This window comes from Zetaproteobacteria bacterium (assembly GCA_003696765.1).
Classification (GTDB): domain Bacteria; phylum Pseudomonadota; class Zetaproteobacteria; order Mariprofundales; family J009; genus RFFX01.
This window is the reverse complement of record RFFX01000079.1, coordinates 1-26,445: the sequence shown is the minus strand read 5'-3', so window position 1 is coordinate 26,445 and position 26,445 is coordinate 1. Positions and strand designations below refer to the sequence as shown.

The 26,445-nt window shown below is 69.2% G+C and carries 21 protein-coding genes; 3 read left to right on the top strand and 18 right to left on the bottom strand.

Features of this window, described 5'->3' with window-relative positions; translation table 11 throughout:
* Positions 1–5: 5 nt before the first annotated feature.
* The 3 genes from D6682_07520 to queG all read left to right on the top strand — a co-directional run bounded on the left by D6682_07520 (position 6) and on the right by queG (position 5,132).
* A complete protein-coding gene (locus tag D6682_07520; protein RMH50194.1) occupies positions 6–1,811 on the top strand; it encodes a DNA primase in 1,806 nt (601 codons plus the stop codon).
* A gap of 238 nt (positions 1,812–2,049) precedes the next feature.
* On the top strand, positions 2,050–4,050 hold the full coding sequence (gene rpoD / locus D6682_07515) for an RNA polymerase sigma factor RpoD (GenBank protein RMH50193.1): 2,001 nt from the start codon (positions 2,050–2,052) through the stop codon (positions 4,048–4,050).
* Positions 4,047–5,132 (top strand): tRNA epoxyqueuosine(34) reductase QueG, encoded by a 1,086-nt coding sequence (gene queG, locus D6682_07510; protein RMH50218.1) that lies wholly within the window; start codon positions 4,047–4,049, stop codon positions 5,130–5,132. Before rpoD ends, queG begins: the two co-directional genes overlap by 4 nt.
* On the opposite strand, the gene D6682_07505 is transcribed toward queG, so the two are convergent.
* From D6682_07505 to D6682_07420, 18 genes are all read right to left on the bottom strand, one after another.
* Positions 5,089–6,255, bottom strand: a complete 1,167-nt coding sequence (locus D6682_07505) for a glycosyltransferase WbuB (protein ID RMH50217.1) — start codon at positions 6,253–6,255, stop codon at positions 5,089–5,091. The two genes, queG and D6682_07505, sit on opposite strands and share 44 nt — an antisense overlap.
* 5 nt (positions 6,256–6,260) lie before the next feature.
* Positions 6,261–7,406, bottom strand: coding sequence for a UDP-N-acetylglucosamine 2-epimerase (non-hydrolyzing) (locus D6682_07500; protein RMH50216.1), 1,146 nt, complete (start codon positions 7,404–7,406; stop codon positions 6,261–6,263).
* A gap of 327 nt (positions 7,407–7,733) precedes the next feature.
* Entirely contained in the window at positions 7,734–9,281 is a 1,548-nt protein-coding gene (locus tag D6682_07495) for a heparinase (protein RMH50192.1), read from the bottom strand.
* A 101-nt stretch (positions 9,282–9,382) separates the two neighbouring features.
* A complete protein-coding gene (locus D6682_07490) occupies positions 9,383–11,512 on the bottom strand; it encodes a dehydrogenase (GenBank protein RMH50191.1) in 2,130 nt (709 codons plus the stop codon).
* A 201-nt stretch (positions 11,513–11,713) separates the two neighbouring features.
* The gene (locus D6682_07485; protein RMH50190.1) at positions 11,714–12,025 is read right to left on the bottom strand and encodes a DUF3467 domain-containing protein; all 312 of its coding nucleotides are present in this window, start codon (positions 12,023–12,025) and stop codon (positions 11,714–11,716) included.
* A gap of 286 nt (positions 12,026–12,311) precedes the next feature.
* The gene (locus D6682_07480; GenBank protein ID RMH50189.1) at positions 12,312–14,966 is read right to left on the bottom strand and encodes a valine--tRNA ligase; all 2,655 of its coding nucleotides are present in this window, start codon (positions 14,964–14,966) and stop codon (positions 12,312–12,314) included.
* Positions 14,967–15,039: 73 nt separating this feature from the next.
* Entirely contained in the window at positions 15,040–15,396 is a 357-nt protein-coding gene (gspI, locus tag D6682_07475; protein ID RMH50215.1) for a type II secretion system protein GspI, read from the bottom strand.
* A complete protein-coding gene (locus D6682_07470; GenBank protein ID RMH50214.1) occupies positions 15,383–16,045 on the bottom strand; it encodes an orotidine-5'-phosphate decarboxylase in 663 nt (220 codons plus the stop codon). The genes gspI and D6682_07470 overlap by 14 nt, the downstream gene beginning before the upstream one ends.
* Positions 16,046–16,083: 38 nt before the next feature.
* Positions 16,084–17,256, bottom strand: a complete 1,173-nt coding sequence (locus D6682_07465; GenBank protein ID RMH50188.1) for a heat-shock protein — start codon at positions 17,254–17,256, stop codon at positions 16,084–16,086.
* A gap of 47 nt (positions 17,257–17,303) precedes the next feature.
* Complete coding sequence (locus D6682_07460) at positions 17,304–17,597, bottom strand: LapA family protein (protein ID RMH50187.1); 294 nt, start codon at positions 17,595–17,597, stop codon at positions 17,304–17,306.
* 33 nt (positions 17,598–17,630) lie between these two features.
* Positions 17,631–17,918, bottom strand: a complete 288-nt coding sequence (locus D6682_07455) for an integration host factor subunit beta (GenBank protein RMH50186.1) — start codon at positions 17,916–17,918, stop codon at positions 17,631–17,633.
* Positions 17,919–18,095: 177 nt separating this feature from the next.
* A complete protein-coding gene (locus tag D6682_07450; protein RMH50185.1) occupies positions 18,096–19,949 on the bottom strand; it encodes a 30S ribosomal protein S1 in 1,854 nt (617 codons plus the stop codon).
* A 496-nt stretch (positions 19,950–20,445) separates the two neighbouring features.
* A complete protein-coding gene (cmk, locus tag D6682_07445) occupies positions 20,446–21,129 on the bottom strand; it encodes a (d)CMP kinase (protein ID RMH50184.1) in 684 nt (227 codons plus the stop codon).
* Between the two features lie 2 nt (positions 21,130–21,131).
* Positions 21,132–22,454, bottom strand: a complete 1,323-nt coding sequence (gene aroA / locus D6682_07440; GenBank protein ID RMH50183.1) for a 3-phosphoshikimate 1-carboxyvinyltransferase — start codon at positions 22,452–22,454, stop codon at positions 21,132–21,134.
* A gap of 318 nt (positions 22,455–22,772) precedes the next feature.
* The gene (locus D6682_07435) at positions 22,773–23,681 is read right to left on the bottom strand and encodes a prephenate dehydrogenase/arogenate dehydrogenase family protein (GenBank protein ID RMH50182.1); all 909 of its coding nucleotides are present in this window, start codon (positions 23,679–23,681) and stop codon (positions 22,773–22,775) included.
* Entirely contained in the window at positions 23,678–24,784 is a 1,107-nt protein-coding gene (locus D6682_07430) for a histidinol-phosphate transaminase (protein ID RMH50181.1), read from the bottom strand. Before D6682_07430 ends, D6682_07435 begins: the two co-directional genes overlap by 4 nt.
* The gene (gene pheA, locus D6682_07425; GenBank protein RMH50180.1) at positions 24,781–25,932 is read right to left on the bottom strand and encodes a prephenate dehydratase; all 1,152 of its coding nucleotides are present in this window, start codon (positions 25,930–25,932) and stop codon (positions 24,781–24,783) included. The genes D6682_07430 and pheA overlap by 4 nt, the downstream gene beginning before the upstream one ends.
* Positions 25,933–25,992: 60 nt before the next feature.
* Positions 25,993–26,445, bottom strand: a 453-nt coding sequence (locus tag D6682_07420; protein RMH50179.1) for an aminotransferase class III-fold pyridoxal phosphate-dependent enzyme, incomplete at its 5' end; no start/stop codon positions are given.

The following is a 26,445-nucleotide window of genomic DNA, read 5'->3' as shown; positions in this document are numbered from 1 at the left end:
CTCCACTGGCGCAGTTCGACCAGGGCTTCCTCGAGGAGGTGTTGCAGCGCACCGATCTGGTCGCGCTCGTCTCCCGCCGCGTGGCGCTCAGGCGCAGCGGCTCCGGATTCATGGGGCTGTGTCCGTTCCATAACGAGAAAACCCCTTCCTTTTCCGTCTCTCCCGACAAACAGCTCTACTACTGCTTCGGCTGCGGCAAGGGGGGGAACGCCTTCCGCTTCCTCATGGACCTGGACGGCTACAGCTTCCCCGAGGCGGTGGAGCTGCTGGCAGGCCAGGCGGGGCTGACCCTGCCGGAGCGGAAAGGGCGCCCCGCCGGAGAGGAGGAGCGGCGCCGGCGCCAGCTACAGCTGCTCCAGCAGGCGGCCGACGCCTTCGTCGCGGCGCTGCGCGAGGCGCCGCACGCCCGCCGCTATCTGGAGGGGGAGCGGGGGATGTCCCCGGCGATCATCGAGCGCTACGCCATCGGCTACGCACCGCCCGGATACGGCTTCATGCGCCGGCGCTTCGGCGCGAAGCGGGAGGTGCAGCGGTTGCTGGCCGAGGTGGGGTTGATCAGCGATCAGGCCCACGGCGGAGGCGACCGGTTCCGCGACCGGATCATCTTCCCCATCCGCGACCGTCGGGGGCGGATCGTCGGTTTCGGCGGGCGCAGCCTGGGCGAGGGCAAACCCAAGTATCTCAACACCGCGGAGACGGCGCTGTTCCACAAATCCTCCCTCCTCTACGGCCTGGCCGAACATCGCGAGGAGATCCGCAAGGCACGGCGGCTCATCGTGGTCGAGGGCTACATGGATGTGCTGGCGCTGGCCGCGCACGGCCTGCCGCAGGGGGTGGCGCCGCTGGGGACGGCCATCGGTGATCAGCAGATCCGCGCCGTGCTGCAGCTCTGCTCCGCCCCCCTCTTCTGCTTCGACGGCGATCAGGCCGGCCGCAACGCGGCGTGGCGGGCGCTGACCCGGATGATGCCGCTGCTCGGCGCCGACCATGCCCCGCACTTTCTCTTCCTGCCGGAGGGGGAGGATCCCGACTCCCTGCTGCGCAGAGAGGGGGCCGAAGGGTTGCAGCGGCGGATCGGCACGAATGCCCGCAGTGCGCTGCAGTACTGGATCGACGGCCTGCGCCGTTCGGCCGGCGGCGGGGTGGAGGGGCGTGCCCGCATGGCCCGGCAGGCGCACGAGATGCTCTCCACCATGGGTGAGCGCTACCTGGCGCAGGTCTGGCGACAGGAGGCCGAACGGGCCGTCGGCATCGCCATCGCCCCCGGTCCGAGGGCGACGGCGGTCGAGCGGCGGCCTGCCCGCTCCCCGCGCGACCTCGCCAGAACCCTCGGCGCCCGCTTTCTCAAGGCGTTGTTGCAGCGGCCCGAGCGCTTCGTCGCGCTGGAGCCACAGGATGGCACGCTCTTTCTTGACAACGACCGGTTGCAGTCGATATACACCCGCGCTTTTTCCGCGCGGGAACACCATCGCAACGACCCTGCGGGCATCGTGCGCGAACTGGCCGCGGCCTTTCCCGAGACGAGGGAGATCCCCGCCTGGTCGATGCACCGGGAGCCGATCCCCGCGGGCGACCCGCAGAAGGCGGAGGAAGCGGACGACGACACCATCGAGGAGCACGAATATCAGGCGATTCTTGCAACGTTGCGCATGGAGCAGATCCAGCGCCGGCTGCGCGGCGGCGGGATCTCCCTGGATGAGAGCATCGCCCTGCAGCGGCGGCTGCGGGAGCTGAGCCGACAGCGCAGGGCCTACGACCACTCCCGATCCACCGAGAGAGCACCGCCGCCCCTGGGGCGGCCGGAGGGGTAGTTCCTCATCGCAGGGCGGGGAACGGCGATCAACCCCATTTCGCGATCGCCTCCCGAGGGGGAGGGATCTGCCGGAGATCCCGGCTTCGCAACGAGTCGGCATCCGCGGCCAGGAGGGCCGCGTAAATCAAGAGCTTGCGTAAGCAAGCGATTGATTTGTAGGGCGATCGAAGAGCGCGTTCTTCGATCGCCGCCTAAGCAAAAAGTCCATGGACGGACGTTTTGCGATTCGATCATCCATGAACGACACCACCGAACAGCTGCGGGTACGCCACCTGGGCAGCCTGATCGCCAAGGGCAAGGAGCACGGCTTCATCACCTACGACGAGCTCAACGCGCACCTGCCCGAAGGGCTGGTATCCGCCGGCCGGATCGAGGCGGTGATCAACATCTTCACCGACATGGGCATCGACGTGGTCGATCCGGAACGGGCGCCGGACGGCATCCATGCCGTGCGCAAGGATCGGCTGCGCAAGGAGGACTCCGCCCTGCGCGCCGATACCACCCAGCTGGGCACGGTCATCCGCATCGACGACCCGGTACGCATGTACCTGCGCGAGATGGGCACGGTCGAACTGCTCACCCGCGAGGGGGAGATCGAGATCGCCCGCCGCATCGAGGAGGGCAAGCTCAAGGTGCACGAGGCGATCTGCCTCTGTCCGGCCACCTTCCGCGAGATCATCAAGATGGGCGAGCGGGTGATCGCCATCCGCAAGGAGGCCGAGGAGAAGGGGGAGAAGCCGGTATTCCGCGATCTGCTCGACATCGAGGAGAAGGTGGTCAACGCCGCCGCCATCGACGCCTACGAGAACCGGATGAACAAGGCCGACGAGCTCGATGACGAACCGGAGGAGCCCGAAGGGCTCGATCAGGAGAAGCTCAACGAGGCGATCAAGGCCCGCACCGCCACCCCCGACGGCACGCCGATGCTGGAGAAGGTGATCACCATGGAGGAGCAGCTCGACCAGGCGATCCACCACTTCGAGCAGGCTCAGGCGTGGCACGCGAAGTTCGTCGAGCTCGACGCCCGCGCCAGGCGCCGCCCGCGCGACAAGAAGCTCGCCGCCGAACGGCAGTACGCGCTCGATCAGATGCTGCAGAACATGCTGCACATCCCCTTCTCGCCCAAGCGGCTCAACCAGCTGGTGCAGCGCTTCAAGAACGCCACCGCCCGCGTGCGGCGCTTCGAGCGCGAGATCCGCGACCTGGCGCTGGGCGCCGGCATGCCGCGCAAGCTCTTTCTGGAGAGCTTCATCCCGATGGAGTCGGACGAACGCTGGGTCGATCAGGTGATCGCCGCCCACCCCGACGCCAAGTGGGTGCCGAAGCTGGAGAAGGTCGCCTTCCGCATCAAGGAGCATCAACGGCGGCTCCGGCGGGTCGAGCAGGAGTGCGAGCTCCCCCTGGCCGAGCTGAAGAAGGTGGCCCGCTGCCTGACCATGGGCGAGGCCAAGATGCGTCAGGCCAAGCGGGAGATGATCGAGGCCAACCTGCGTCTGGTCATCTCCATCGCCAAGAAGTACACCAACCGGGGGCTGGGATTTCTCGACCTGATCCAGGAGGGGAACATCGGTCTGATGAAGGCGGTGGAGAAGTTCGAGTGGCGCCGCGGCTACAAGTTCTCCACCTACGCCACCTGGTGGATACGACAGGCGATCACCCGCTCGATCGCCGATCAGGCGCGCACCATCCGAATCCCGGTGCATATGATCGAGACCATCAACAAGATCACCCGCGTCTCGCGGCGCATCGCCCAGGAGACCGGCGTGGAACCGACCCTCTCCGAGCTGGCCGTCCATCTGGAGATGAGCGAGGAGAAGATCGAGCAGATCCTCGAGGTGGCCAAGGAGCCGGTCTCGCTCGAGGCTCCGGTCGGAGACGAGGAGGACTCGGTGCTGGCCAACTTCGTCGAGGACGAACGTGCGGAGAACCCCTTCGATGCGACGGTCTCCGATGCGTTGAAGAAGGCGGTCCTCGAGGTGCTCGAGACGCTGACCCCACGGGAGCGCAAGGTGCTGCGCATGCGCTTCGGCATCGACATGAACACCGACCACACGCTGGAAGAGGTGGGCAAACAGTTCGGCGTCACCCGGGAACGCATCCGCCAGATCGAGGCCAAGGCGTTGCGCAAGCTGCGCCATCCGTCGCGCTCCAAGCAGTTGAAGACCTTCTCCGAACTGCTCGATCCGGCGGCCGCCTCGGCGCGGCTGGGCATCGAGGAGATGCCGCCGGGGAGCTGATCGCGGCGACGGTGCCCGCGGCGCTGCGCGATCGCGTCAAGGCGCTGGCCGCGGAGGCGGGGTTCGACTTCTGCGGCATCACCCGCCCGCGGGTCGCCGCGCGCGATGCGGCGGCATTGCGCGCCTGGGTGGATGCCGGCCACCACGCCGATATGTGGTGGATGGCCGAAGAGGAGCGGCTGGCGCGGCGGATGCGGCCCGCATCACTGCTCGATGGCGTGCGCAGCGTGATCTGTGTCGCGATGCGCTACACCCCCCCGCAGCCCGCGACCACGGACGGCCAACCGCGCGGAATCGTCGCCGCCTATGCCTGGGGCAGCGACTACCACAAGGTGATGAAGCGGCGGCTGCGCCGGCTGGCCCGGGCGCTGGACCGACTCCTCGGGCGGCACGACCAGCGGATCTTCGTCGACACCGCGCCGGTGCTGGAGCATGCGCTCGCCGCCTCAGCCGGGATCGCCTGGCAGGGCAAGCACTCGCTCTCGCTCAACCGGACGGGGGGATCGTGGTTGCTGCTCGGCGAACTCTTCACCACCGCGGAGCTGCCGTGCGATCCTCCCGCCACCCACCACTGCGGCAGCTGTCGCGCCTGCATCGACGCCTGCCCCACCGGGGCGATCGTGGCGCCGTTCGTGGTCGACGCCCGCCGCTGCATCGCCTGGCTGACCATCGAGTACGACGGCCCGATCCCGCCGCCGCTGCGACCGCTGCTCGGGCGGCGCATCTTCGGTTGTGACGATTGCCAGACCGTCTGCCCCTGGAACCGCGCGGTGGCCGCACCGCACCCCGACCTGCTCGCGCCAAAGAACGAGAATCGCGCCCCGCTGCTGACTGAGCTGCTGACGCTGGACGAGGCGGGCTTCCGCATCCGCTTCCGCGGCACGCCACTGCGGCGCGGCGGCCGCATCCGCCTGGTGCGCAACGCCTGCATCGCCGCCGGCAACAGCGGCGATCGCCGGCTCATCCCCCCGCTGCGCGCCCTGCTGCGCGACGAAGCGCCGCTGCTGCGCGAGCACGCCGCCTGGGCGCTGGAGCGGATCACGCGACCAGAGCCAGAATCTCCTGCGCCAGCCGATCCATGATGCGCCCTCGGGCGTAGCGGTCGACGAACGGCCTCCGATCGACCCCACCCGGCGGAATGGTGGAAACCAGCCGCGCCGCCTCCTCAATGTCGCCGGGATCGAAGCAGTAGGCGCCGGCCACCTCCCGCTGGAGGAAGGCGCGGGCGGTGCCGCGGACACCGGCGAGGATCGGCCTGCCGGTGGCGGCATACTCGAAGATCTTCGACGGCAGCACCTTGTCGAAGGCGGGACGATCGTTGAGATGGAGGAAGAGGATCTCCGCCTCCTCATAGAAGCCGATCAGCCGCTCACGGCCCACCGGCGGGATCAGCTCCACCTGATCGAGCCCGGCCGTCGCCGCGGCCAGCGCCCGCTGCATACCGCCGGAGCCGATGATGCGAAAGCGGTATCCCCTCCCGAGTCGACGCGCCAGCCCGGGAACGATCCGCTCCAGACCCTGCCCTTGGCCCAGGTTGCCGGCGTAGCAGATGGTGCGCGGGCCGGCCCGGTCGCGCCGCGGCGGCGGGAAGTGGTGCTGCAGGAAGAGGTCGTCGATGCCGTTGGGATGCAGCGAGATCCTCGCCCACGGAGCCAGGCGGCGCACATCGTCCAGAAACCCCTCGGAGACCAGATTGATCCCCCCGGCCGTGCGCAGGGTGTGACGCTCCACCGCGGAAAAGAGGGGCAGGAGCACCACGCGGGCGGAGGGGAAGAGGAGCGATCGCATGGTATCGACGAAGAGGTCGCGGATGTCGAGAAAGAGCGGCGCCCGCTGGCGACGGGCGATGCGCGCCCCGAGAAAGGCGGTGAAGAGGCGGGAGGAGGTGGCGACGACCAGATCGTAGCGGCGCTCTGCCGCGCGCGCGCGGGCGGCGAGGAAGTAGGCGGAGAAGGCGCGTGCCTGATCGAGGAAGCCGCTGCGGTGCGGCGGCAGCGGCAGCCGGACCACCTCCACCGGGCCCAAGCGCTCCACGGGCGGCGCCGATACGCGGAAGTCGTGGTAGCGGTTGGGCATGGTGGTCACCACGTCGATCCGGTCCTCCGGCCCGAGTCGCCGCCGCAAGGCCTCGACCAGCGCCGTGGCGCGGAAGGAACCTGCGCAGAGGTCCGGCTGGAAGTAGAAGGTGAGCAGCAGGATGCGCACCCGTCTCACCCCCCTGCGGTGTGCGCCCCCCCCCCGGTGGAGGCGCGGGCGCGGAGGAAGTCGTGGAGGATGGCGGCGATGCGGACACTGGCCCGGCCGTCCCACAGGGGGGGGACCCTCCCCCGCTTGCCCCTGCCGGCCAGGATCTCCCGCACCGAGTGCAGCAGACGTTCGGGATCGTCGCCGATCACCGTATTGGTGCCGTGGGTGACGGTCACCGGACGCTCGGTGTTCTCCCGCAGGGTGAGGCAGGGGATGCCCAACGCCGTCGTCTCCTCCTGCAGGCCGCCGCTGTCGGTCAGCACGGCGGCGGACTCCCTCCAGAGTGCAAGGAACTGGTTGTAGGGGAGCGGCGGCAACAGATGGAGCCCGTCGGCCCGCTGGATGCGTTCCCACCAGCCCAGCCGCCGAATCCGCTCTTCGGTGCGGGGATGGCAGGGGAAGAGCACCGGGGCGGTGGCGCCCACCGCGACGATCGCCCGCAACAGCCGCTCGAGCCGGATGGGATCGTCTACGTTCGCCGGCCGGTGGAGGGTGAGGCAGAAATAGGGGCGCGGCGGTCGGCAGGGAGGCTCGACCGGCTCCGCATCCAGCCGCGCACACTGGTGGAAGAGGTTGTCGACCATCACATGGCCGACGAGGTGGACACGCCGCGGATCGTGCCCTTCGCGCAGGAGGTTGGCCCGTGCTTCCTCCTCCGTGGCGAAGAAGAGATCGCTGATCGCGTCGGTGGCCAGGCGGTTGATCTCCTCCGGCATGCTCCGATCGTACGACCGCAGCCCCGCCTCGACGTGCACCAGCGGGATGGCAAGCTTGGTCGCCACCAGCCCGGCGGCGATCGTGGAGTTGACATCGCCCACCACCACCACGGCATCGGGTTGCCGCCGCTGGCAGAGCGGCTCGAAGCGCTCCATGATGCGGGCGGTCTGCACGGCGTGCGATCCCGATCCCACCCCGAGGTTCTCGTCCGGCTCGGGGATGCCGAGCTGCTCGAAGAAGGTGGCGGACATCGCCTCGTCGTAGTGCTGGCCGGTATGGACCAGCATGCTCGAGAAGCCGCCGTGGGCGGCCAGCGCCCGCATCATGGGGGCGATCTTCATGAAGTTGGGCCGCGCACCGGCGACCAGCATCACCTTGAACCGGAAGGTCATCGACTGCATCCCACCGCAAAAGCTCCGTCCATGGATCCATGATGGTTTCGCAAGAAACCATCATCGCGACCATGGAGGGTCGCGCAAATCAAGAGCTTGCGTAAGCAAGCGATGGATTTGTAAGGCAATCGAAGACCGCGCTCTTCGATTGCCGTCAAGCAAAAAGTCCACGGACGGACTTTTTGCGATTCCAACATCCATCTCCCGGCGGAAATCGAAGGGGACGCCCCCCCGATCCCCCTGCACACCGCATACGCAGGCCCCTTCTCTTGCGCGACCCTCCTGGCCCCGGCCGCGGATGGCGACAGCCTGCGTTGCCGTCGTCGACTAGCGCCATACGACGACGGCGGAGAGCTCCGCCGGAAGGGTGCAGAGGGCGGAGAGCTCCACGCACCGGTTTGCTTCCACCCGGCCGAACGCCGGGAAATAGCGGGCGGAGACGAGACGCAGACGGCCGCCGGCGCCGCCGGCTTGGATCACCGCCAGCGTCCGCCCGCTCCGACGCAATGCCACCTCCTCCCCATCCATCACCGCATCCAGCTCCGGATGGAGATAGAAGCGGCTGACCAGACGGTGGCGGCCGCCCCCCTCGAGACGATCGCGCACCTCCAGCCGCCCCTGCCACAGCCGCCACTCCCGCCGATGGATCCCCACGCCCGGCAGGCGGCGGTAGCCGTCGTGCGCCCCCCAGGCGACCACGCCCCCTTGCTCCCGACGCATGCCGCGATCGACGATCTCCGCGCGCCCGGCCAGACGGAAGCCGCCCCATACCTCGCTGGAGTCGGCGCCGTCGACCTCAAGGGTGGAGTGGGCGGCGGTGGAGCGCTGCCACCGCCGCTCGGCATCGTCGCCGTAGCGGTCGATGCCGGAGTTGACGATCAGCCGCCGACCATCGAGGGAGCACTCGAAGCTCAACGTATCGGCGTGGGCGTGGCCGGGCTGATCGGCCGAGCCTGCCGGGGCGGCATCGAGCAAGACCACCATCCCCCCCTGCTCCAGCCGCATGTATCCGCTCTCGGGAAGGTCGACCGTGCCGGGGGGAGTGGCGTGCGCCTCCTCAGCCAGAGCGAGCATGACGGCCAGCCGGCCGAGATGGGCGCAACCGGGCGCCTGCCCCAGGGTGGCGTCGTTGAAGAAGGCGATCCCCCCATCCGGATGGGTCATGACCTGCAGCCAGCGGAGCATCGCCGGCACCGGGGCGCAGAGCGGCTCCGGCGGGGTCAGCCCGACATGGCGCCAGGCGCGCACCAGCTCCAACAGATCGTGCAGCACCAGGGCGTGGTAGGCCGGGCTGCGCTCGTCGTGGCCGCCGTCGGCCAGGATCTGGCGCGGCAGTTGTTCCAGCAGGAGCGAACGCCCCCGCTCCAGCCACCTCCGCCCGTCGGGGCCGGTGAAGAAGAGACCGGCGAAGCAGAGCCCCTTGGCATCGGCCAGCAGATGGTTGCCCAGCAGATCGAACTCCAGGTTGCGCCGCAGCCATGCCGCCTGGGTGGCGATGCTGTCGAGGATCGCCGCCTCCGGCTCCCGGCCGCCGCCATCCTGCCAGCACCATTTGATCCAGTTGACCAGCCGCAGGGCGGTCGGATAGGGATCCCAGCCGGGGAACGCGCCGGGGGGATGTTCGTCGATCCAGCGCACCATCCAGCGTCGCTGCAGCACGCGCCGCGCCGACGCCCCCTCGGCGTCGAGGTCGTCGAAGTAGTGCAGATGGTAGCGCAGCAGCAACGGCAGCGCGGGATCGTTCCAATCCGTGGGGGCGGCCACCCGGACCGTCCGGTTGAGCAGGCGCATCCGCTGCTCCCCCTCGATGCAGGCCGGCTGCCAGGGGGTGGAGAGCCACGGCACCGCCCAGCGGCGCAGCGGCTCGTGGCGCATCCGCCGCGGGCGGCGCGGCCATCCCCGGCGCCACAACCGCCAGAGGAGCCGCCCCGGCGAGATCCGGCGCAGGGTGCGGAAATAGAGGGGGAGGGTGGCGGTCAGCGCCCGGATCCGCGCCGCAGCAGATCGGCGATCCGGATCGTCGCCGCACTCACCTCGAAGAGCTCGTCGATCGGGATGGGCGGCTCCCCCCCCTGCTCCACCGCCCGGACGAAGGCGGCGGCACAGCCCTGCTGCCCCTTGTCCTGCCCGCGCAGCCGGGCGCCGGAGAAGCCCGGCCAGCCGAAGCTGCGCAGGCGCAGGAAGTTGTCCAACTGCAAGACCGCATCCTGCGCGAAGAGCTCGATGCGCTCCTTGGGGAAGTGTTTGCCCCCGTCGGTCAGATAGTGGATCGAGGCGGCCGATCCGTCGGCGAAGGTGAGCTGGATCAGGGCCGCGTCCCCGCGGGCCCCCTCCTCCCCGCCCGCCGCGGTCGCCTGGAATCCGGTCAGCGGCGCACCGGCGAGGAAGCGGGCCAGATCGACGTAGTGGCACGCCTCACCAATGATCCGCCCCCCTCCCACCGCGGGGTCCCGGGTCCAGTGGTCGGCGGGGATCGCCCCCGCATTCATCGTCAGCAGCAGCGTCACCGGGCCGCCGCAGGCCGTGCGCAACCGGTGCATGCGCTCCACCAACGGCGCGAAACGGCGGTTGAAACCGACCATCAACAGCCGGTCGGGGTGGGCCTCCCAAGCCCGGCGGATCCGGTCGATCTGCCCCAGGGTGAGGGCGAGCGGCTTCTCGACGAAGCAGTGTTTGCCCGCATCCAGAGCGGCGAGCACCTGCTCGGCGTGGAGATGGTGGCGGGTGGCGATCACCACCGCATCGACCCCATCCCCGGCCAGAACCTCCTCGAAGCGGGTCGCCGCCCGGGAGAAGCCCTGCCGGATGCCGTGGTGGACGGCGGTGACCCCTTTGGCGCTGACCAGGGTGTCGAGCTGCGCCCCACTCCGCCGGAAGGCGGGGATCAGCACCCGTGCGGCGTAGTTTCCCGCACCGACCACCGCCAGACGCGCTCCTCCCGCGCCCGCCACGGGCTTTTGCTGTATCGGCAGCGCCACCACCCGGCGGCGGAGCGCCTGCTCCTCCCGCCCGGGGTATCGGATGATGGTTCCCAGGCTCCCGACGGCCCCCAACCGCCGGTAGGCATCCAGCGCCCGGTCGATCTCCACCCGTTCGGTGATGAGCGGCGCCACATCGAGCCTTCCATCCGCCAACAGCTCGAGCACCGCCTCGAAGTTGCGCTGCTCGGTCCAGCGGACCAGCCCGAAGGGGTAATCGTGCCCCTTCTCCTCGTATTCCGGATCGTAGCGCCCGGGGCCGTAGGAGCAGGAGACCTGGAAGGTGAGCTCCTTCTTGTAGAAGTCGTCCCGCCGCAGGTGGAGCCCGACGACGCCGACCAGCACGATCCTGCCGCGCTGCCGGCAGATCTGCGCCGCCTGATGCACGATCTCGTCCGATCGCGCCGAGGCGGTGATCACCACCCCGTCCATCCCGCGGCCGTCGCTGAAGGCTCGGGCGGCGGCCACGGGATCCCCCCCCTCGGAGGGGGCGACCACCTCCGCACCGAAGCCGCGCGCCAGGGCGCAGCGCGCCGGGTCGGGATCGACACCGAGCACCCGACAGCCGTGGGCACGCAACATCTGTACGCAGAGCTGGCCGATCAGACCGAGTCCGATGACGGCGATCCGCTCGCCCAGCGTCGGCGCCAGCAGGCGGATCCCCTGCAGCGCAATCGCCCCCAGGACCGTGAACGCCGCCGCCTCGTCGGTCACCCCGTCGGGGATCTTCGCGCAGAGGCGGGCGGGAACCGCCACCACCTCGGCATGCCCACCGTTGGAGGCGACCCGATCGCCGCGGCGGAAGCCATCGGCCCGCGACTCCAGCACCACACCGGCGTTGCAATAGCCCAACGGGAGCGGCTGATCGAGCTTGGAGCGGACGGCATCGAGGGTGCTCCACACCCCGTCGGTACGGATCTTCTGCACCACCTGCAGCACCTTCTCCGGCTGCTGTCGCGCCTTCTGCAGCAGATTGGCCCGGCCGAAATCGACCAGCATGCGCTCGGTTCCCGCCGAGATCAGCGAGGCCCGGCTGGCGATGAGCAACCCGCCCGGCTCCACCCTAGGGGCGGGGATGTCGGCCAGCAGGGTCTCTCCGGTGCCGAGGTTCTGCAGGATCTGCTTCACGTTGGATCTCCGGCTGGATCCGTTCCGCGCAGGAGCGCCATCAGTGATCAGGCCGCAACACGTCCGTCCGTGGACTTTTTGCTCGACGGCGATCGATGAGCGCACTCTTCGATCGCCCTACAAATCCGTCGGTTGCATGCGAAACCTCCGGATTCGCGCGGCACGCCAACGCCGCGATGCCGGCATCTTGCGAAGCCGTCATCAGTGCCGCACCGGATCGGGCGGGGGGATGAGGCGCTCCCCCTGCTCGATGGGGCCGAACTGCTGTTCGTAGCGGTGGATTCCGTCCTGCAACACGGCCAGCAGCCGACGGGCGTGCTGCGGGGAGAGGATCACCCGCGCATTGACCACACCGGCCGGTGGGGTGGTGAGGATGAAGTCGAGGATGAACTCCTCACGGGTATGCCCCACATGGGTCTGGTTGGCGTAGACCCCGCGCTGCACCTCGGGCGGCAGATGGATCTGCACCTGCTGCTCTCCCCCCTCCGCCCTCTGTGTCTCATCCCGTTCCATCATCCCACCTCCCTGAACTTCCGCCCTTCTTCGCGGCGGTACCGCGCCCGATCCGGGACCCGCGCGGGCGGGCGATGGATCCGCTCGCGCTCCCCCGGCGGCAGACGGTGTCCCACCGGAGCGCTCATTCCTGATTCCATCGCAAAAAAGCCCGTCCGTGGACTTTTTGCTTGACAGGGATCGAAGAGCGCGATCTTCGATCCCCTTACAAGACAGTGGCTTGCATGCACACGCTCCCGTTTTGCGCGGCCGTCCTGGCCGCGGATGCCGACTTCTTGCGAAGTCGTCATTCCTCCCCGCCCTCCGTGATCCGCTGCAGACGATCGAGTGCGGCGGTCAGCTCGTCGCGGCGCACCCGTACGCGGGTCAGCTCCGCCTCCACCTTGGCCACCACCGCCTCCGGGGCGTTCCGGCGGAACGCCGGATTGGCCAACTTCCCCTCCAGCTTGCCCATCTCCTTCCCGAGCCGCTCCAATGCCTTCTCCAGCCGGGCCCGCTCCCCGGCGAGATCGACCAGGCCGGCCAGCGGCACCAGCACGCGGGCGAACGGCAGCGGGGCGACCGCCGCTTCCTCCAGCCCGGCTGCCCCATCGAGCCAGTCGATCCGCTCCAGCCGGGCCAGGGCACGGATCAACGCCTCCTGCCGCTGCAGTTCCGTGCGCACCTCCCCGTCGGCGGCGATCGCCGCCGCGATCCTCCTGCCCGGCGCGATGTTCATCGCACCACGGATCGAGCGGATCGCCGTCACCACCGCCATCACCCGCTCCATCTCTTCCCGCGCCTGCCGATCCTCCCGCAGGGGTGCGGGCCACGCCGCAGCGATGAGCAGCCCCTCCTCGCGGCCGTGCAGCCGCCGCCACAGCACCTCGGTGATGAAGGGGCAGATCGGATGGAGCAGCCTCAGCCATCCGTCGAGGGCGGTGAGCATCACCACCTGCGTCTCCCGCTTCGCCTCCGGATCGTCGCCGTAAAGGGCCACCTTGGCCGCCTCGACGAACCAGTCGCAATAACTGCCCCAGATGAAGCCGTAGAGGCTGGATGCGGCATCGTTGAAGCGGTAGCCGGCCAGTGCCTGCTCCACGTCACGGCGGCACGACTCGAGCGCGTCGAGCACCCAGCGGTTGGCCAACAGCCGCGGCTCCACGGTGGAATCCACACCTGCCGCGCCCCGGTTCATGAAGACGAAGCGGGCGGCGTTCCAGATCTTGTTCATGAAGTTGCGGTTCGATTCGATGCGCGCCTCGTCCAGCTTCACGTCGCGGCCGGGGGTGGCCATGTGGGCCAGGGTGAAGCGCAGCGCGTCGGCGCCGTACTTCTCCACCATCACCAGCGGATCGATCACATTGCCCTTCGACTTGCTCATCTTCTGCCCCTGGGCGTCGCGAATCAGGGCGTGGATGTAGACGTCGCGGAAGGGCACCTGGCCGGTGAACTTCAGCCCCATCATGATCATCCGCGCCACCCAGAAGAAGATGATGTCGAACCCGGTAACCAGCACATTGGTCGGATAGAAGCGCGCCAGATCATCGCTCTGCTGCGGCCAGCCGAGGGTGGAGAAGGGCCAGAGCGCGGAAGAGAACCAGGTATCGAGCACATCCTCGTCCTGCCGGATAGCGCCACCGCCGCATCCGCCGCATACCTCCGGCGTCTCGCGCGCCACGGTGATGTGGTCGCAGTCGGCGCAATACCAGGCGGGGATGCGGTGGCCCCACCACAACTGGCGCGAGATGCACCAGTCCTGGATGTTGCGCATCCACTCGAAATAGGTCTTCTCCCAGTGGCGCGGCACGAAGCGGATCGCCCCCTCCTCCACCGCGCGGATGGCCGGCTCGGCCAGCGGCTTGATCTCGACGAACCACTGATCGGTCAGGTAGGGCTCCAGCACCGCGTGCGACCGGTCGCCGTAGCCGACCTGGTGGGTGTGCTTCTCGATCTTGTACATCAGGCCGGCCGCATCGAGATCGGCCACCAGCCGCTCGCGCGCCTCGTAGCGGTCCAGCCCGCGGTAGCGCTCCGGCACCGCCTCGCAATCGGAGAGGTGGGCGCGCGGGGTGAGGATGTTGATCATCGGCAGGTCGTGCCGCCGACCCACCTCGTAGTCGTTGAAATCGTGCGCCGGGGTGATCTTGACGCAGCCGGTGCCGAACTCCCGATCAACATAGGCATCGGCGATCACCGGGATGGTACGGTCGGTCTGTGGCAGCCGCACCCGCCGACCGATCAGATCGCGGTAGCGTTCATCCTCGGGATGGACCGCCACCGCCGCATCGCCGAACATGGTCTCGGGCCGGGTGGTGGCGACGACGAGATGGCGGCCGGGATCGTCGATGAGCGGATAGCGGATGTACCAAAGGTGACCCTCCACCTCCTCGTGCACCACCTCGAGATCGGAGACCGCCGTCTCCAGCACCGGATCCCAGTTGACCAGCCGCTTGCCTCGATAGATCAACCCCTCCTCGTAGAGGCGGACGAAGACCTCGCGCACCGCCCGGGAGAGCCCTTCGTCCATGGTGAAGCGCTCGCGCGACCAGTCGCAGCTCGCCCCCAACCGCTTGAGCTGACGCACGATGGTCCCGCCCGACTCCTCCTTCCACCGCCAGACCCGGTCGAGAAACCGCTCCCGCCCCAGATCGCGGCGCCGGACTCCCTCGGCGTCGAGCAGCCGCTCGACCACCATCTGGGTGGCGATGCCGGCGTGGTCGGTGCCGGGTTGCCACAGGGTCGATTTGCCCTGCATCCGCTGCCAGCGGATCAGCGCATCCTGCAGGGTGAAGGTGAAGGCGTGGCCCATGTGCAGGCTGCCGGTGACGTTGGGCGGCGGAATGACGATGCAGTAGGCCTCCTCGGCCGGCCTCGGCGCCAGTGCATCGGACTCGAGCCACGCCTCGGCCACCGCCTCCTCCAGCGCTGCGGGATCGTACTGTTTCTCCAGCTCCGTCACGCTATTCACCACTCCTGATTTGATCGAATCGCAACACGTCCCTCTGCCGGGCGGACGCCCCCTCGCGTTGGCCTCACTCCACCCCGCGATAGAGGAAGAGACGCAGCTCCGGCTCACCCGGGGCGCGCACCGCCACGTTCTGTCGCAGGAAGCCGTCCATCTCCGTCTTCTCGCTCCACAGCCGCCACGCAAGCGTCACGCCGCCGGCCTCGACCGTTCCGTCGCGCTCATCTCCGCTGACCGTCTTCTGCAGCCGTTGCCGCTCGATCCGGTTGAGCGCCACATCAAGCATCAGGGTATGGAGCGCCAAGGTGCGCTGCACATCGCTCGACGCCCCCAGCCGGCCGACCATGGCGACCAGCGCGGTGGCCACGATCACCATCGCCACCAGCACCTCGATCAGGGTGAAGCCGCCTTCAGCCCGCTCCACCGCCAACCATCGCCGCCAGCACCGCCTCCGCAGCCGCACGGGGGTCGTCCGCCTGAAGAATCGGGCGGCCGACCACCAGATAGTCGGCCCCGGCGGCGATGGCGGCGGCGGGATCGGCCACACGCGCCTGATCCTGCCGCGCTTCCCCCGGCATGCGGATGCCCGGTGTCACGGTGAGGAACCCCGCACCACACGCCCGCTTGACCGCCGCTGCCTCGTGCGCACTGCACACCACCCCGTGCAGCCCCGCATCCCGGCTGATCCGCGCCCGCTCCACCGCCAGCGCCCGCGCCCGCTCGGGCGGCATGTTCTCGCTGGTGAGCACCGTCACCGCGATCAGCCGCATCCCGGGGAAGGAGGCGGCGGCATCCGCCGCCGCACGCAGCATCTTCGGCCCGCCCGCGGCATGAACGTTGACCATCGCCACGCCGAGTGCACCGGCCTGCTCCACCGCCTGCGCCACGGTGTTGGGGATGTCGTGGAACTTGAGGTCGAGGAAGATCCGCCCTCGCCGCCGCAGCGCGCGCACCAGGCCCGGCCCTTCACCGACGAAGAGACGCAGCCCCACCTTGAACCAACCGACGACCCCCTCCAACTGGTCACACATCGCCCGTGCCTCCGCACCATCGGGCAGATCGAGCGCCACCATCAGACGGGAAGCCGCCCCTCCGAGACCACCGGCGTCGGTCACAACCGCACCACCTGGATCGGCCGCATCGTCCCCCATTGATGGCACTGCGGACACTGCCAACGCATCTCCCGCACCTCCACACCGCACTCGGAGCAGCAGAAATCCTTCACCTGCTGCCGCCATCGGCGCGCCCGGGCGACGAGCCGCCCGTCCGGCACGTCCGACCCCGCCGCGCCGCATCCCAACGCCAACAGCCGAAGATCGCCACGCAACGAATCGGGCACGAAGCCGACCGCTCCGATCAGGCGGCGGAGATCGTCGTCACGGCCGGCCTCATGGAGCTGCTCCAGCCAGGTGAGCATCATCCCCTCGTCGCGCCGCGCCCGCCACACTGCGAGCAGGAAGGATTCGATCTCCTCCCGGTGCCGTTCCTGGCGCAACAAGAGCGGTACCGCCTCCATGGCGTGGTGCGGGCAGTGCTGCCACAAACCGCGCAACACCCCCTCCATTTCCGGCCAGTCGGCGTCGCGCCGAAGCAGCAGCTCGAGCATCACCAGCCGGGCGGAGGCGCACCCCTGGTCGAGATCGATCGCCCGGTCGGCGAAGTGGCGGGCCTGCGCCTCATCCCCCTCGTCATGGAGGCAGCGGCGCGCCTCCTCGGCGTAGAGAAAGGCGCGGTGGAAGCGGGCGTCCTCACCGCGGATGCGCTCGATCCGACAGAGCAGCTCCTCGGCCTTGAGCCACTCCTTGCCCTGCTCGCGGATGCGCAGCGACGCCTCCAGCGACGGAAGATGGTCCGGCGCGATGGCCAGCGCCTTGTCGTACTGGCGCAGCGCCCGGTCGAGCAGCCCACCGGTATGGAAATCGCGACCCAGCGCGTAGTGCGCCTCCAGCTCCTGCCCGGGGGTGATATCGGGCCGGGCCAGCAGGTTCTGGTGGATGCGCACCGCACGGCCGATCTCGCCGTTGCCGCGGAACATCTCGCCCAGCGCCATGTAGACGTCGATGGCATCCGAGCGCAGCCGCGCCACCTGCACCATCTCCTGCAGGGCGCGGTCGGTCTGATCGGAAAGGAGGTAGTTGATGCCGCGCAACAGCGGCACCACCCGGGCGTCGTCGGGCTCTCGCTCCGGTCTGCTCTGCTCCTGCTCGCTCTGCTGCCATGCCCACCAGCCGACCGCGGCCACCGCCACGGTGAGAAGCAGGATCAGGAGGGCCGATCCGCTCATCCGCCGCGCCCCCCCCGGCCCGCTGCGCCCGGTGCGGGATGCCCCACCTACAACTCTTCTTGCAGGGGGATGTTGCGCAGGTTCTCCACCTCGCTGTGCAGCTGCCGGTTCTCCGCCTCCAACTCCAGAATGCGCCGCTTGTGCTTGCGCCGGGAGAAGGCAAGAGACAACACCCCGCCGACATAGCCGAGAACGAAGGCGGCGAAGACCGGAACGTAGAGCGGACTGTGGCCGACGCCGATGCCGGTGAAGGCGATGGCGACCTCGCCGGAGTTGGCCAGAGCGAAAATGGTGGCAACCGCACTGAAAAGCGCGACCACCAGGGCGTTGATCCAGTTCATCGGCGGAGGGTCAGCGCATCGCGCGCTCGCCAGTCAGGCGACGCTGGCGGCTACCCGCTCGCGCAACGCCTTGCCCGGCTTGAAGTGCGGCACCACCTTGGCCTCGACCTCCACCGTGGTACCCAGCCTGGGATTGCGCCCCTGCCGCGCACGGCGGTGACGCAGGGTGAAGCTGCCGAAGCCGCGCAGTTCCACCCCTTCACCCGAGGCCATCGCCTCGACCATCGCATCGAGCACGGTGTTGACCAGCAGCTCCGACTCCTTGCGGGTCAAGGAGGGATTCTGCGCCGCGATCTTGGCGATCAGTTCCGATTTCGTCATCTCTTGATCAGACCGCAAAACGCCCGTCCATGGACGTTTTGCTTGACGGCGATCGAAGAGCGCGGTCTTCGATCCCCTTACAAATCCGTCGGTTGCATGCGCAACCTCAGGATTCGCGCGACCCTCTTGGTCGCGTACGTTGGTTTGCTACAAACGTTCTGCTGAGGAGCGCCGCGCTTACAGCAGCTTCCCTTTCAACTTTCTCTGCAGCTCCAGTGCCAGTGGCGACGGCGTCTCGTCCGACTCCTGGACGGAACGGTAGTGGCGGATGGCCTCACGCTCCTCATCGCGCAACAACTGCCGCACCGAAAGCTCGACTTCACGCCGCTTGCGATCGACACCGACGATCTTCGCCTCCACCTCGGTCCCAATTTCAAGGGGATCCTGACCTTTTGGCAACTCCCGCCGGGGAAGGCGCGCCCGCACCCCTTCGGCCACCTCCAGCAGATAACCCCAGGCGGCGGCCTCGACCACCCGACCGGTCACCCGGCCACGCTCCCCCGCCCTTTCGAGGAAGAGCACGAAGGGGTCATCGCTCAACTGCTTGATCCCCAGGGAGATTCTCTGCCGCTCGACATCCACGCCGAGCACGACGCACTCCACCTCCTGCCCCTTGTGGTAGTCGGAGAGCGCGGCGGCACCATCCCCCTTCCAGGTCAAATTGCCGATGTGTACCAGCCCGTCCAGTTCCTCGGTCAAGCCGACGAAGAAGCCGAAATCGGTGATGTTCTTCACCCGGCCGCGCACCCTGCTGCCGACCGGATGATCGGCCAGCCACGCCTGCCAGGGGTTCTCCAGCACCTCCTTGATGCTCAAGCGGATACGCCGCTTCTCCACATCGACGTCGAGCACCGCCAGATCGACCACATCCCCTTCGGAGAGAAGCGACGACGGCTTCACGTCCTGCCGGGTCCAGCTCATCTCCGAGCGATGGATCAGCCCGTCGACCCCCGGCTCCAGCTCGACCACCGCCCCGTAGTCGAGCAGCTTGCGTACCGTTCCGGTCACCCGCATCCCCCTGGCATAGGAGCCGGCGACCCGGGTCCATGGATCCTCCTGTAGTGCGCGCATCGAGATGGAGACCTTACCCGCCTCCGCGTCGAGCGCGCGGATCTCCGCAGTGATGGTCTGGCCCGGGCTCAGCGCCTCCGAGGGGTGGGAGAGCCGCCGCCAGGCGATGTCCGAGACGTGCAGCAGCGCATCGACCCCGCCCAGATCGACGAAGGCGCCGAAATCGACCAACCGCCGCACCACACCGGTAACCCGGTCCCCCACCTTGTGGTCGGCGAAGAAACGGGCCCGGCGGGCGGCCTGCTCCGCCTCCAGCGGGCGGCGGTGGGAGACGACCACATTCTCCGGCTTGCGGCTCGCCTCGAGCACCGCCACCGGATAGCGGTTGCCGATCAGGGCTTCGGGCTGGACGAAACGGCTGACGTCGGCCTCCGAGCGGGGCATGAAGGCCTCCAGCCCGCCGATCGAGACGCGGAACCCCCCCTTGACCGCGCGCAACACGCGCGCCTCCACCGTCCCGCCGTCGGCAAGCGCCGCCTCGACCCGTTCCCACTGATGCTGTTTGTGCGCCTCGAGCACGGAGAGGCGCACCCCGTCGGCACCGAAGCCGGTGATCATCACCTCGACCCGGGCATCCCGTTCGGGCAGGGGAAGAGCGAGTCGGGAGAACTCGTCCGCCGGAACCGCCCCCTCCCCCTTGGCACCCACGTCGATGATCACCAGATCCCCGTCGAAGCCGACCACCACCCCCTCGACCAGCCGGCCGCGATCGAGCGGCGTCTGCACACGCAACGACTCCTCGAACAGGGCGCGGAAGGCATCCTCCTCACCCCCCTCCTCCTCTTCTCTATCCGCCTCATGCGCGTCGTCATCGGCCGCGGATTCGGGCGCCGCCGTCGCCGTGGTGCGCGGCGCTCCTCCGCTCCGGCCGAGATCGGCGACAGCGCCATCGGCGGATGCCGCCTCCTCCGACGGCTCCTGCGGCGGGAGGCCATCTCCCCCGCCGATCTCCCCGTCCATGCCGGACGCAGCCGGGGTGCCATCCGCCCGACCATCCGCCGCCGCGACCGATGCCTCCTCCCGGGGGGCACCGGAGGACGCGACGGGATCGGTCGCATCGGCCCCTCCGCCGGCTGCGGGTTGGGGTGCAGACTCTGTCGTCATCAGCTCCATCCGATCGCAACACCTCCATCCATGGACGTATTGCCCGACGGGAACCGAAGAGCTCACTCTTCGATCGCCCTACAAATCCACCGGTTGCAAGGGCAACCTCGATTTGCGCGGCCCTCCTGGCCGCGGATGACGGCTTCCAGTGGGGCCGCCATACATCCGTCACCTGCAAGGACAAACACGCGTCCTGCCCGACCGTCCCGGCCACAGGTTGCATCCTTCCGCGAGGCCGCCTTGCGATCCACGACCGCAACAGGGCCTACAGCGCCCGCCTCCGCCCCCGGATGCGGCGGCGCAACCTAGCCGCAAACGAAAGGCGAGGAAACGACCGGCGGGGAAGGGGCGCTCAGACCACCAACCCACGGCGCCGAAGGACCGTCAGGACGCGGTCGACCACCTGATCGACCCGCAGGGTGGTGGAGTCGATCACCACCGCATCCGCCGCCGGCACCAGTGGTGCAACACTCCGCTCCCGGTCGCGCGCATCGCGCCGGGCCAGATCGGCCTCCACATCGGCCAGATCGACCCGATCGTGGCCGGCGGCGCGCAACTGCATCCAGCGGCGCCTGGCCCGCTCCCGCCGCGATGCAGTGAGGAAGAACTTGGCCTGTGCGTCGGGTAGCACCACCGTGCCGATGTCGCGTCCGTCCATCACGCAGCCGGCGGCGGCCAGCGTTCGCTGCAGGGAGAGCAGCGCCGAGCGCACTTCCGGTTGCGCGGCCACGCTCGATGCCGCCGCCCCCACCTCCTCGCCGCGCAGACGACCGGCGCACTCCACACCGTCGAACAGAAGCGATCCGCCCGCCCGCCAGCGTAACCTTTCCGCCTCCTTCCGCAGCATCGCCGCCAGCGCCGCACCGTCGTCGAGCGCAACCCCCAGATCGCGCGCCCGCCAGCCGGTGAAGCGGTAGAGCAGACCGCTGTCCAGCACCGGCAGATCGAGCCGCGCACCCACCTCCACCGCCACCGTCCCCTTGCCCGAGCCGGAGGGGCCGTCGATGGCCACCTGCAACCCCTCCACCGCACGCATCCTCACGCCCAGCGCACGTTCATCCCCAGCTCCCGGGCCAGGGAGACGAAACCGGGAAAGGAGGTGTCGATCGCCGCGGCATGCTCGATCCGGATCGGCTCCGCCGCAGACTGGGCGGCCACCGCCATCGCCATCGCCACCCGATGGTCGCCGCAGGCATCCACCGTGCAGCCGCCGCACAGCCGCCCGCCCCTGATGCGCACCCCGTCCGGGCGCTCCTCCACCCGCGCTCCGGCGGCATGCAGCGCCCGCGCCATCACGGCGATCCGATCGGACTCCTTCACCCGCAGCTCTTCGGCGCCCTCGAGCACGAACTCGCCCTCGGCCACCGCCGCCGCGGCGAAGAGCAGCGGAAACTCGTCGATCGTATCGGGCACGTCGCGCGGCGCCACCTCCACCCCGTGCAGCCGCACGCCCCGTGCCTCCAGATCGGCCACCGGCTCACCGCCGACCTCACCGATCGGCTTCATGTGCAACTCCCCACCCATCGCCTGCAACACCCGGCACCAGCCGGTGCGCCGCTCGTTGACCCCGACCCTCTGCAGGGTGACGCAGGAGTCGGGCACCATCGACGCCGCCACGGCGAAGAATGCGGCCGACGACGGATCGGCGGGGATCTCCACCGGGGTATCGGGCGCCTGCAACCGCTCCTCCGGCTTGAGGCTGATCCAGCCGTACTCCTTCTCCACCGGCTGACCGAAGAGGGGCAGCATTCGCTCGGTATGGTCGCGCGTCGGCCGCGGCTCGCGCACCCGCGTCGTCCCTTCGGCGAAGAGGCCGGCGAGCAGCACGCACGACTTGACCTGCGCGCTGGCCACCTTGGGCTCGAAATCGATGCCGCGCAGCGCCCCGCCCCGGATGGCCAGCGGCAGCTTGTTGCCTCCGTCGCGACCGTCGATGTCCGCCCCCATGCGCCGCACCGGATCGGCCACCCGGGCCATCGGCCGGCGGTGGAGCGATGCATCGCCGACCAGCACCGAGTGGAACGGCTGGCCGGCCAGCACCCCGACCATCAACCGCGCGCAGGTGCCGGCGTTGCCGGCGTTGAGCACATCCTCCGGCTCGCGCAGTCCGTTGAGCCCCACACCGCACACGGTGAGGGAGGTTCGCTCCGCATTGTTCCAGAGCACCTCCACCCCCATCTGTCCGAAGATCCGCACCGTCGCCAGATTGTCGGCCCCGGAGAGAAACCCCTCGATGCGCGTCTCCCCCTCGGCCATCGCCGCCAGCATCACCGCCCGATGGGACATCGACTTGTCACCCGGCACCCGCACCCGACCGGAGAGGGGCCGGTCGGCCGGTCCGGCGATCAGGGTATCGTTCATGAAGGATCCAATCGCAACAAGTCCGTCCATGGACTTCTTGCTTGACGGGGATCGGAGAGCGCACTCTTCGATCCCCTTACAATTCTGGCGGTTGCGTACGCAACCGACCGATTTGCGCGGCCGTCCGTGGCCGCGATGATGGTTTCTTGCGAAACCATCAAGAAGGATGAAATCGCAAAAAGTCCGTCCGTGGACTTTTTGCTTGACGGCAATCGAAGAGCGCGGTCTTCGATTGCCTTACAAATCAATCGCTTGCTCACGCAAGCCCTTGATTTGCGCGGCCGTCCGTGGCCGCGATGATGGTTTCTTGCGAAACCATCATGAATCGCTCCTGTGAAGCCAGTCGTCGCGCACGCGCTTGGCGCATTGAAACAGCGCCGCCAGCCGCGCGCCGTCGCCCTCGACCACCGCCTGCCGCATCCCGGTCAGCTGCGCCTGCAGGGCGTCGATCTGCGCGACCAGTGCTTCCCGGTTGGTCAGGGCGATGTCCCGCCACATCGTCGGTGACGAGGAGGCGATGCGGGTGAAATCGCGGAAGCCGCCGGCGGCAAAGCGCAACATCTCCGGTGCCCGCCCCTCGGCGGTAACTGCGTTGACGATGGCAAAGGCGGCCAGATGAGGCAGATGGCTCACCGCCGCCATCAACCGGTCGTGCTCGGCCGCATCCATGAAGCAGGGGCTGGCGCCGACCACGCGCCACATCGCCTCCACCCTGCGCACCGCCTCCTGCTCGACCGCTGCTCCCGGGGTGAGCACCACCGTCGCCCCGCGGAAGAGCCCGACGAAGGAGGCGGCCGCCCCCGAATCCTCGGTGCCGGCGATCGGATGGCCGGCGACGAAGCGGCCCGGCGCGGTCAGATAGCGGGCGGCGGTATCCAGCGCATGCTGTTTGGTGCTGCCGACGTCGGTGATCACCGCATCGGAGCGGGCATGCAGCTCCAGCGCGCTGAACACCTGATCGTAGGCACCCATCGGCACCGCCACCACGATGGTGTCGGCCCCCTCGACCGCCGCAACATCATGCGACCAGTCATCGATGATCCCCAGTCGTTCGGCGGTGCGCAGGTTCTCCGCGCTGCGTCCGATGCCGGTGATCCGCTCGACGCAGCCGGCCGCACGCAGCGCCCGGGCCAGTGAGCCGCCGATCAGGCCCACGCCGATCACGGCGAGCCGGCCGAGTCGGAGCGAGCGCCCCTCCCGCCCGGGTCGATCGACACCGCCCGTCACGCCCGCTCCAGCCAGTCGCGCAACGCCCCGAGCAGGCGATCGTTCTCTTCCGGCCGCCCTACCGTCACCCGCACCGACTGCGCCATGCCGTAGGGGCTCAGCGGCCGCAGGATCAACCCGCGCCGCTCGAGATCGGCCACCAGCCGCGCCGCCTGCCGGTGGTGGATCAGCACGAAGTTGCCGTGCGTGCGCCCCTGCAGCAGCCCCATCGCGGCCAGCTCCCGCTCCAACCGCCGCCGCTCGGCCACCACCGCCGCCACCTGCCGCCGCACCCACGCCGACTCCTCAAGCGCGGCCAGCGCCGCCTGCTGGGCAAGGGCATTGACATTGAACGGCTCGCGGAAGCGGTTGACCACCTCCAGCAGCCCGGCGTCGGCGATGGCGTAGCCGATGCGCAACCCGGCCAGGCCGAAGGCCTTGGAGAAGGTACGGCAGACCACCAGCCCGGGGTGGCGCAACCGGCGCAGGGTGGCGTTGGGATCGTCGGTGACGAAATCGACATAGGCCTCGTCGAGCAGCACCACCAGATCGGGCGGCAGGCGGTCGAGGAAGCGCTGCAGCGCATCGAGCTCGTGCATGGTGCCGGTCGGATTGTTGGGGTTGGCGATACACACCACCTTGCTGCGCGCATCGACCGCCGAGGCCGTCGCATCGAGATCGTGGTGCAACCCGTCCGGCTCGGCCACCGCCCGCCCCGCGGCGCCGGCGGCTCGGGCGGCCAGCGCGTAGACGATGAAGCCGTGTGCGCTGTAGAGCACACCATCCCCCGGCCCGGCGAAGGTGCGAATGATCAGCTCGATCACCTCGTTGGAACCGTTGCCGAGCAGGATCTGCGCCGGATCGACGCCGTGGCGGGCGGCCAGCGCCTGCTTCAACTCGGTCGCATCGCCATCCGGATAGCGATGCACCCCCTCCGCCGCCCGCTGGATCGCCGCCACTGCGGCCGGCGGGGGGCCGAAGGGATTCTCGTTGGAGGCAAGCTTGCACCCATCGGCCACGCCCAGCTCGCGCAGCAGCTGCTCCACCGGTTTGCCCGGCACATAGGGATGCAGCCGCGCGCTCTGCGCCACCGCGCGCGCCGCCCAATCGACCGCGACGGTCACAACGGCCGTGCGGCCGGGTAGGAGCCGAGGATGCGCACCCGCGCCGTCGGCATGGCGGCGATCTCGTCGAGTGCGTCGACCAGCGCCGGGTCGGTACGGTGCCCCTCGACATCGACGAAGAAGAGGTAGGTCCACGGCTCGGTGCGCGCCGGACGCGACTCGATGCGGGTCAGGCCGATGTCCCGCTTGGCAAAGGGGCGGATCAGCGCGTAGAGCGCGCCCGGCTCGTCGCGGATGGAGAGCACCAGCGCCGTCTTGTCGCGCCCGGATGGGCAGGCGTCGTGGCTGCCGATGACACAGAAGCGGGTGGTGTTGTCGCGCCGGTCCTCGATGTTGCGCTGCAACAGGTTGAGATCGCAACAGTCGACGATGCTGTAGGGGCCGATGGCCGCGGCGTGACGCCAGTCGATCGCCCCGCCGTGGCCGGTGCCGTCGCGCGCATCGCAGATCATCCGCGCCCCCTCGACGGTGGATGGGGCCTCGATCCATTCCACCTGCGGCAGATACTCCTCCAGCCAGCCACGGCACTGGGCCAGCGGCTGGGGATGGCTGACCACCTGCCGGATCTCGGCCAGCGATTCGGCGTAGCTGAAGAGGTGGTGATGGATCTCCAACTGTATCTCGGCACAGATCCGGATCCGTTGCGCATGGTCGCAGAGCAGATCGAGCGTCTGGGTCACCGCCCCTTCCAAAGTATTCTCCACCGGCACCACGCCGTAGGCCGCCTGGCCACGCTCCACCTGGCTGAAGACCTGGCTGAAGTTGCCGCAGGGCAGGTAGCGCACCGCGCTGCCGAAATGGCGGCAGGCGGCCAGGTGGGAGAAGGTCCCCTCCGGACCGAGGAAGGCGACCGTCAGGGGGTGCTCCAGCGCCAGGCAGGCGCCGATCACCTCACGGAAGATGCCGTGGACCGCCGCATCGGGCAGCCGCGCCCGGCCGCGACACTGCTGATGCCGCTCCAGGAGCCGGCGGATGATCGCCGCCTCGCGGCTCGGCACATAGAACGGGGTGTCGCCGTCGACCTCCTTGCGCTTTCCCACCTCGGCGGCCAGACCGGCCCGACGCCAGAGCAGCGCGAGGATCTCATCGTCGACGGCGTCGATCGCCGCACGCAGCGCGTCGAGGGAGGTGGGGAGGTCGTCGACCATGCCGTGCGGCAGGCTAGCCGCAGAGGCGGGAAAAGCGACCGGAGAAGCGACGCACCCCAGTCACCGCGCGCCGGCGGCGATCGCCACCATCGCCGCGATCAGCCGCTCCAGCGACGCGTCGTCGATCACATAGGGGGGCATGGTGTAGAGCAGCCGTCCGAAGGGGCGCAGCCAGACGCCCGCCTCCACCAGCCGCCGCTGCACCACGGCGACGTCGATCGGTTGTTTCATCTCCACCACGCCGATGGCGCCGCGCACCCGCACATCGGCCACCGCATCGCACGCCGCGCAGGGCGCCAGTCCGTCGCGCAGCCGCTGCTCGATGCGCGCCACCCGCCGCCGCCACGGCGAGGAGCACAGCAGATCGATACTCGCCGACGCCACCGCACAGGCCAGCGGATTGGCCATGAAGGTGGGGCCGTGCATCAGCACCGGATGGTCGCCTGCGGCGATGCCGTCGCGCACACGGGCGTTGCACAGGGTGGCCGCAAGCGTCATGTAGCCGCCGGTCAG

Bases quoted from the DNA above. Each gene is read 5' to 3' on its own strand.
- D6682_07450 (RMH50185.1), bottom strand. From the start codon at position 19,949: ATGGACGGGGAGATCGGCGGGGGAGATGGCCTCCCGCCGCAGGAGCCG.
- aroA (RMH50183.1), bottom strand. From the start codon at position 22,454: ATGAACGATACCCTGATCGCCGGACCGGCCGACCGGCCCCTCTCCGGT.
- rpoD (RMH50193.1), top strand. From the start codon at position 2,050: ATGAACGACACCACCGAACAGCTGCGGGTACGCCACCTGGGCAGCCTG.
- D6682_07470 (RMH50214.1), bottom strand. From the start codon at position 16,045: ATGGTGGCGCTCGATCTGCCCGATGGTGCGGAGGCACGGGCGATGTGT.
- D6682_07465 (RMH50188.1), bottom strand. From the start codon at position 17,256: ATGAGCGGATCGGCCCTCCTGATCCTGCTTCTCACCGTGGCGGTGGCC.
- D6682_07495 (RMH50192.1), bottom strand. From the start codon at position 9,281: ATGCGCCACGAGCCGCTGCGCCGCTGGGCGGTGCCGTGGCTCTCCACC.
- D6682_07455 (RMH50186.1), bottom strand. From the start codon at position 17,918: ATGACGAAATCGGAACTGATCGCCAAGATCGCGGCGCAGAATCCCTCC.
- cmk (RMH50184.1), bottom strand. From the start codon at position 21,129: ATGCGTGCGGTGGAGGGGTTGCAGGTGGCCATCGACGGCCCCTCCGGC.
- pheA (RMH50180.1), bottom strand. From the start codon at position 25,932: ATGGTCGACGACCTCCCCACCTCCCTCGACGCGCTGCGTGCGGCGATC.
- D6682_07485 (RMH50190.1), bottom strand. From the start codon at position 12,025: ATGGAACGGGATGAGACACAGAGGGCGGAGGGGGGAGAGCAGCAGGTG.
- D6682_07500 (RMH50216.1), bottom strand. From the start codon at position 7,406: ATGACCTTCCGGTTCAAGGTGATGCTGGTCGCCGGTGCGCGGCCCAAC.
- D6682_07460 (RMH50187.1), bottom strand. From the start codon at position 17,597: ATGAACTGGATCAACGCCCTGGTGGTCGCGCTTTTCAGTGCGGTTGCC.